Consider the following 6,632-nt stretch of genomic DNA (forward strand, 5'->3'; position numbering starts at 1 on the left):
GAACGGCTTGCTGTTCAGGACTTTTGATAGGCACAAACCGCATATTGGGTCGAGTGACGGCTTCGCAGATAGCTTCTGCATCAGCAGCATCATGCTTGTTGGTTTTGACATAGGGCTTGACGAACTGGGGAGCTATCAGTTTGACGGTATGTCCCAGCCCTTGCAGCTTATTGGCCCAGAAGTGGGCAGAGGCACAGGCCTCCATGCCGATCAAACAGGGTGGAATATTGGCAAAAAAGGGAGGCTATTTGTGAGCGCTTGTGTTGCTTGTTGAACAACCGCTTACCGTGCTCGTCCACCCCGTGAACCTGGAATACCTCTTTTGCCAAATCTATGCCGATTGTCGTAGCCTTCATGGTGGTCGCCTCTCTCATCAGTGGGAACATACATTCGCCACTTTGGCACTTCAGATGCCGTTTTGGGTAGGGGCGACCATCCCATTAACAACGCCTTGTAGAGGCGTACCCACAGTAATCTTTGCTGAATTTCACAGTTCATAGCATCACATCATAGTGAAATGATCTCTATGAATCACACATCCAGAAAATACCATCGAGCGCCGAGCGTGGTTCACGTCCGCTTATGCGGTGATGTGGAAAAAGGGGCTCGATAAGCCCCCGTTGTGCATGGGTCAACTGGTAACGACGGGACACTGCATAGTGTCTTAAGCTGTTGAGAAGACATGCGATTATATCTTCATCACTTAAAGAACACTGCCTAAATAACTGATCCTAATAGTGCTACACCTTCGCTGTGCCATAGCCATTCCCCGGGAAAGGAGACACGGTATCCATGAAGTGTTTCACTCGAGCCAGAAGGTTGGCCATCCCTCTGCATTGATGATTGCGCGTGATGGTTTCATGTAACTTGTGCCACAGCCGTTCGATGTGATTAACCCAAGGACTGTAAACTGGCTGGAATACCAGGCAGAACTTGGGGTTCTTCTTCAACCATCGCTCGGTCTGTTTGCTTTTGTGAATGATGTAGTTATCGAGGATCAGCGTGATGGTTTTGGCTCGTCGGTAGTGGTGGCGCAGCTTTTCCAGCATGGCGATAAACAGCGATGAGTTTTTCTTTATCCCACTGACGTAAAGCACTCTTCCGTTGCCTGCATGAAGAACGCCTGCTAGGTAATGCTTGGCATTCTGCCATGGAGTGACAACACGCTTTTGTTGCGCTCTGAACATCCAGTCGGCCCCTAATTTGGGATTGAGGTCTATATCGACTTCATCCTCATAAAACACCGGATTATCAGCATTACAACGGGCCAGCGCGGCGTCGATATTCGCCATTTTCTCCTGATAGGCCGGGTCTTTTATCCGCAAGGTCGGCACGGGCCTGCGCCAGACAATCCCCATACGAGGTAACCATCGACGAAGTGTGGAGGCGGCCACATTGAGCCCTGTTAACCGATTGATTTTGATAGCCAATAGTTCGGTACACCAACGGCTGCGCTGATAACCAAAATCTTGCGGAGAAAACTGCATGATTAGCACCAGTAAGGTGACCATCTTGGCGATAGGTAAAACTGGGGCACGGCCAGCCGGTAAGGCTTCTAGCGCATCTATGCCTTCATCTCGATACCACCGAAGCCAACGACCGATGGTCGAGCGCGCAGCGCCGGTAAGCTGATGAACATCGGTGACCGTACGTCCTTCATGTAACAGCAAGATGGCCATCAAGCGACGAGCATGCCTCGTCATCAGGACAAGAAATATCAACTGCCAAGGGGTCAGTATAAAGCGCACATGATAAGCCATAAACTCAATTTTTACTGATAGTATATAAGTTTGGAGTCTGCCTATCTACATCAAGCACCACTACCATTTCTTTGTTTTTAAACATCAACTCAGTCGATGAAAGCAATTTTCCTTTCCCTTTCGCTTTAGATAACAGCTCTAAGTACTTGCTATCGAATATCGACTCATTTATGTCAGGCTTTAAGAGCACATTAGCAGTTCTTATATATTTGCATGTAGTTAGCTCGCATTCACCAAGTTCACCATCAAACATGAATGCAGCATACGAGTCTATGCTTTCATCTTTTATGGTGATTTTTTGCCTTACAGCACCATCTCGTGAAACTTCAACTTTTGTTGTTATCTGTGCATTAGGCTCCTCACTTGAAATTCGATATCGAATGCCAGAGTATACACCCACCGGAAATGGAGAGGTCGGAGTAAAACCATCAACTAAAACAAAATACAGAACCGAAAAAATCAACACTACGAAATACCTAATCATGATGCACACCATCATTAACTTTAGCTTGAATATAGTTTACCATGTCTATATCATCATCCTTTTTAAATATAAAATTAAGCGCCTTACGCTCCTTCTTCAAGTATGTCAAGATGAAAGTATGCTGACTGTTGGACGACACGATAAAAACACACTCACAGTTTATTTTTTTAATTACATTCCTGAATGAAGGCTTATCCACACCAGCGAAATAATAAATTTCCTTTTCCCTAGACAGAGTTTCTTTGACCAGTGATGGCGAAATGAAGTTTCTATTTAAATAACCCTCTGACAAAATAATTTTTTTTGTACCTAAGATAAAAAATATTAGCGAAGAGATTAATAAAGAGTACTTCACTGATGTAAATAGAACATGAAGTTTTTTAGAGATTTTCTCTTCTACCTCCCCCTTAGATTCAGCATTTTCGATAATAGGTAATTGATTCATCACCTCTATATTGAGGGATATTTTATTGGGAGCTAATTTGTAGCCAACTCTAGGAACGGTAAGTATTATATCGTCGCCAGGGCTTAGTTCCATTAATGCTGAGCGAAGAGTGGATATACTTTTCGACAATGAAGCGTCTGTAACTACAAGTCCTTGCCAAGCATATTCAATAATGTCATTCTTTCTCGCACCATCATTACCTGAATTACATAAAAACTCTAAAACCAGAGTATCCTTACTTCCAAGTTTACGTTTCTTACCACCAAGGAATAGTGTGCAAGAATGAACATCAAAAATTATTTTTTCCATCCTGACAATAACTTCCAACTGAACAAAAAAATCATATACCTGTTTTTAGGTTAGGCTAAAACCTCAATTAAAGCAACCTCAATGCCATGCAATAAAACTCTCGAAAAACATTGACTTACCTAGATTGGAAAATGGTTCACGAGTGATTTCTTCAAGTTGCTTGAGTTAATTTTAGTTAATACTCCCAACATGCATTCTACACCACCTTTATAAAAACTCACTGCCAAAATTTAAATAATCACTCTAATTTTATAATTAACACATGTCGCCCCATAATATAATTTAATCCCATGAACAGGACATACAATAACGATTGCTGTACCGTACATCTAGATCCCAGATACTTCAGTGTTTTATTGAGCTCACATCGCGATTTTACTTCCCTCTGACGGGCCGTTTTTCCATCGGCTAATTTTCCCGCCAGCAACCTTTTTAACCGTGCCATCACGGTCTCCGGTAACGAACATGGTAATATTTCGACATCTTCTTCCAATACGCCAGATCTTCCTTTCTCATCACTACACAGCTTCATTTCTCAGGCGATAGCCCTGCGTTCTTGCGAGGTGGGATGCAGGCAGCTATCGCTCCTTTGTACTCAGTTAACGAGAAAAGGTTTTGTTATTATCGAGTTCACTGACTACCTAAGCAGTCCACACTAACTAGAGTCCGCTGTAATAGAGAGTAATTTATAGATTCCAGCAATACTAACATATTGCCTTGGTTCAGCTTTCAACATTCTCACTTTAAACATAACTCTACTCGACGATTTTTCTCCCGACCAAGAGCTGTTATGTTCTCAGCAATGGGCCTAGATTCACCCAATATGCGGAGTGTAATATGTTTGTCAGGAACCCCACCTGCCTCTAAATATTCTTTTACAATTCTTGCCCTTTTTGTTGCAAGCTCAATATTATACTGAACAGAAGCAATGCTATCAGTGTGACCGGACACTACAACTTCATCAATGTTCCGAGTATTCATGTTGCTTACAATAGCATCCAGCACCCGCATTGCTGTAGGCGTCAGCCAAGACGATCCTGGAGCAAAAAGAACAGTGGCAGAATAATCAGATACGCTTGAGCCACCAATATCAACTAAATCAGGCACTTGCAGAGTGTTCTGACTACGTTCCTTCCCCCAGCGATATACCAAACCGACCATCAGTGCATGCAAATCTGCATGCCCGACAGCAGAACTACCAATGCCATCCACAAATCGATATTCAAGCCTTCCAGCCCAATTGGGGCTCATCTCATGTTCAAAACCTAACCCCAAAAGGGGTTTTAAAATAGTCTGACTTTTAGAAGCAGATGAAAAACGCCCTTCACCTTGTGACTTATGAATATCAAATAGGCCTGCACCTGCTCTGGCATATAGAGTGGATTGTGGTGACAACGAATGGCTCATAAGAAGCGACAGATCTGCCCCCCAAACATTTGCAGAGACATCACCCGAGGAATAACTCGCACGTGGTTTTCCGTATGAAAAGATACCAATCTCGCCACTTAACCAGTAATTTATATACAATCCAGCATAACCGCCCCACAGAGGTTGCTGATTATTGCACTTAGTTGTATTAGTCGAGCATGCGTCATAAAAGTATGCACCGCCTAATGCCCCCCCTAGGTAAGCATCATCAGCGTTCGCAGACACAGCATAGCTAGAAAAAACAGTTCCGGCGACCATACATACCAAGCGATTTAATTTCATACGATACATATCACCACCCACTCTCATACTTAGAATGATCCATCTTCGTACCCCACCAAAAGACGGTGAGTTTTTAGACCAATTTATTACGGCTTAGTTTGTGTAATGATCACATATGACTCTAAAACCGAATACATCCATGAATACAAGCAGCTATCGTCGTTAACACACTTTCTTTGGCAGCCTAGTATATTAGACAGGCCAAAACCATTATCACATTTAAAGCTCATTCACAAACTGAGCAGACGACATCAGATTACAACAACCTCAAAAAGTTTCGCATCTTGTTTTAGTCTTCTAACACTCATTACTGCCGGTATTTATTAAAAAATACAGCCATAACAAATTACTTTTATCATAATAAGCCAGCCCCAGATGGTGCGGAAAATGCCAATCAACAAAGCAGTCATTCACTCCGAATTCAAGCTAAAAACAACTCTACACTTGAACACCTAAAGCTCGTTCACACACACCGCGAAGTGTGTCCAGGAATCTGCCTCTATGCCAATATCACCTCTGCTAATAACAACATAATAGTGGCTACTATCATCAAAAGCTTCACGCGTCCAAGTCCCGCCACCAACACCGATAGAAGCAGCCCCACTCATAGCAGTGCTCCACTCAGATATCAATGAACCCATTCCAGTTACGTCTTCACCTCGAGTCAATTCTTCCCTAGATGCTTGTTTCAATCCTTGCGTTGAACACCAGTCTTCCGCCTCTGCCCAAGTTACATAATCACCTTCATTACCGAGGAACCACTTAGCCACCCTAAAGGTATAGGCAAAACGAACACCTTGCCCCTTTGGCTCTGCGATTATGGTGACTGGATTTGAATCCCCCTGAGATACGAAGCTTACAACACCCTCTGCACTTACTTGGACCCACTCTGCGCTACTGTACCAATCGTATTCATCCGCCCCAGCCCCATTCCTTACCCTTAACTTAAATTTTGCACCGACAAATCCAGTGCTCGGAAACCCCTGATCTACAGAGTAATATGTCGTACCAGCCTTTAAATCTAAAAATGACTCGAAGGCATCAACTAATACAATGTTGCTAGTAATAGCATCTTTACTGGCGCTCACATAGGTTGCCCCACTCGCCAGAGCAGTCAATAACCCCCCACTCCCCACAGCAGCCACATTATCATCATCCGAATACCAAATGACGCTACCACTCACATCTATCTCCGAGCCATCACTGAAGATTGCCATTGCGGACAACTGTAGTGTCTGCCCCACCCCCATCGTCACAGAAACAGGAATCACACGAATATCAGAGATAATCGCAGCAGTGACAGTGACTACCACCGCATTGCTGGTCATCCCACCAAATCGCGCCGTCAGTTGGGCCGCACCTTCGCTGTTGCCGGTCACCAGACCATCAATCGCTTGCGCCACCGCCGCATCACTGCTTGACCAGGAGGCAAAGCGCGTCACATCAAAGGTCGACCCGTCCGTGTATTGCGCCTCCACCGTCACCGCCTGCGTTACCCCCTTGGGCAGCGTCAGGGAGGCAGGGCTTGCCACCACGCGCGTCAGTTCAGCACTGCTGACCGTCACCGCCACCACATTGCTCACCACTGGCCCGTTACGGTACTTGGCAACCACCGAGGTCGTGCCCGCAGACACCCCCTCAACCACATTACCCAGCATGCGCGCGACCGCTGCATCGTCAGATACCCAGCTCACCGAACCACTGATGTCCAGCGCCGTGCCATCACTAAAACGCGCCACCGCACTGAGCGGCTCGCGCACACCTTTCGCCAGGCTCACCGAGCCCGGCGTCACATCAATCGCCGAAATAGTTGCGCCAGTGACTGTCACCGCCACCGCATTGCTGGTCATCCCACCAAATCGCGCCGTCAGTTGGGCCGCACCTTCGCTGTTGCCGGTCACCAGACCATCAATCGCTTGCGCCA

5 protein-coding genes and 2 pseudogenes are annotated in these 6,632 nt (G+C 45.4%); all 7 read right to left on the reverse strand.

Going from position 1 to position 6,632, the window contains the following annotated elements; translation table 11 throughout:
* Window positions 1-356: pseudogene (locus NOM06_RS20565) on the reverse strand (transposase); the annotation flags it as partial.
* Window positions 357-536: 180 nt separating this feature from the next.
* Window positions 537-653: pseudogene (locus tag NOM06_RS20570) on the reverse strand (IS5/IS1182 family transposase); the annotation flags it as partial.
* Window positions 654-740: 87 nt separating this feature from the next.
* Window positions 741-1,760 carry an IS630 family transposase gene (locus NOM06_RS20575; protein WP_370688941.1) on the reverse strand — a complete coding sequence of 340 codons (1,020 nt, stop codon included), beginning with the start codon at window positions 1,758-1,760 and terminating at the stop codon, window positions 741-743.
* 4 nt (window positions 1,761-1,764) lie between these two features.
* Window positions 1,765-2,244, reverse strand: a complete 480-nt coding sequence (locus NOM06_RS20580; RefSeq protein WP_255913001.1) for a hypothetical protein — start codon at window positions 2,242-2,244, stop codon at window positions 1,765-1,767.
* Entirely contained in the window at window positions 2,237-2,998 is a 762-nt protein-coding gene (locus NOM06_RS20585) for a winged helix-turn-helix domain-containing protein (protein WP_255913003.1), read from the reverse strand. Before NOM06_RS20585 ends, NOM06_RS20580 begins: the two co-directional genes overlap by 8 nt.
* A 738-nt stretch (window positions 2,999-3,736) precedes the next feature.
* Window positions 3,737-4,717, reverse strand: coding sequence for an OmpA family protein (locus NOM06_RS20590; RefSeq protein WP_255913004.1), 981 nt, complete (start codon window positions 4,715-4,717; stop codon window positions 3,737-3,739).
* A gap of 443 nt (window positions 4,718-5,160) precedes the next feature.
* A partial coding sequence (locus tag NOM06_RS20595; protein WP_255913005.1) for an Ig-like domain-containing protein occupies window positions 5,161-6,632 on the reverse strand: 1,472 nt, incomplete at its 5' end.

Origin of the sequence: Aeromonas sp. JL9, from assembly GCF_024436075.1 — a bacterium.
Taxonomy (GTDB): domain Bacteria; phylum Pseudomonadota; class Gammaproteobacteria; order Enterobacterales; family Aeromonadaceae; genus Aeromonas; species Aeromonas veronii.

Coding starts and splice junctions, on each gene's coding strand:
- NOM06_RS20590 (WP_255913004.1), bottom strand. CDS start 4,717: ATGTATCGTATGAAATTAAATCGCTTGGTATGTATGGTCGCCGGAACT.
- NOM06_RS20580 (WP_255913001.1), bottom strand. CDS start 2,244: ATGATTAGGTATTTCGTAGTGTTGATTTTTTCGGTTCTGTATTTTGTT.
- NOM06_RS20585 (WP_255913003.1), bottom strand. CDS start 2,998: ATGGAAAAAATAATTTTTGATGTTCATTCTTGCACACTATTCCTTGGT.
- NOM06_RS20575 (WP_370688941.1), bottom strand. CDS start 1,760: ATGGCTTATCATGTGCGCTTTATACTGACCCCTTGGCAGTTGATATTT.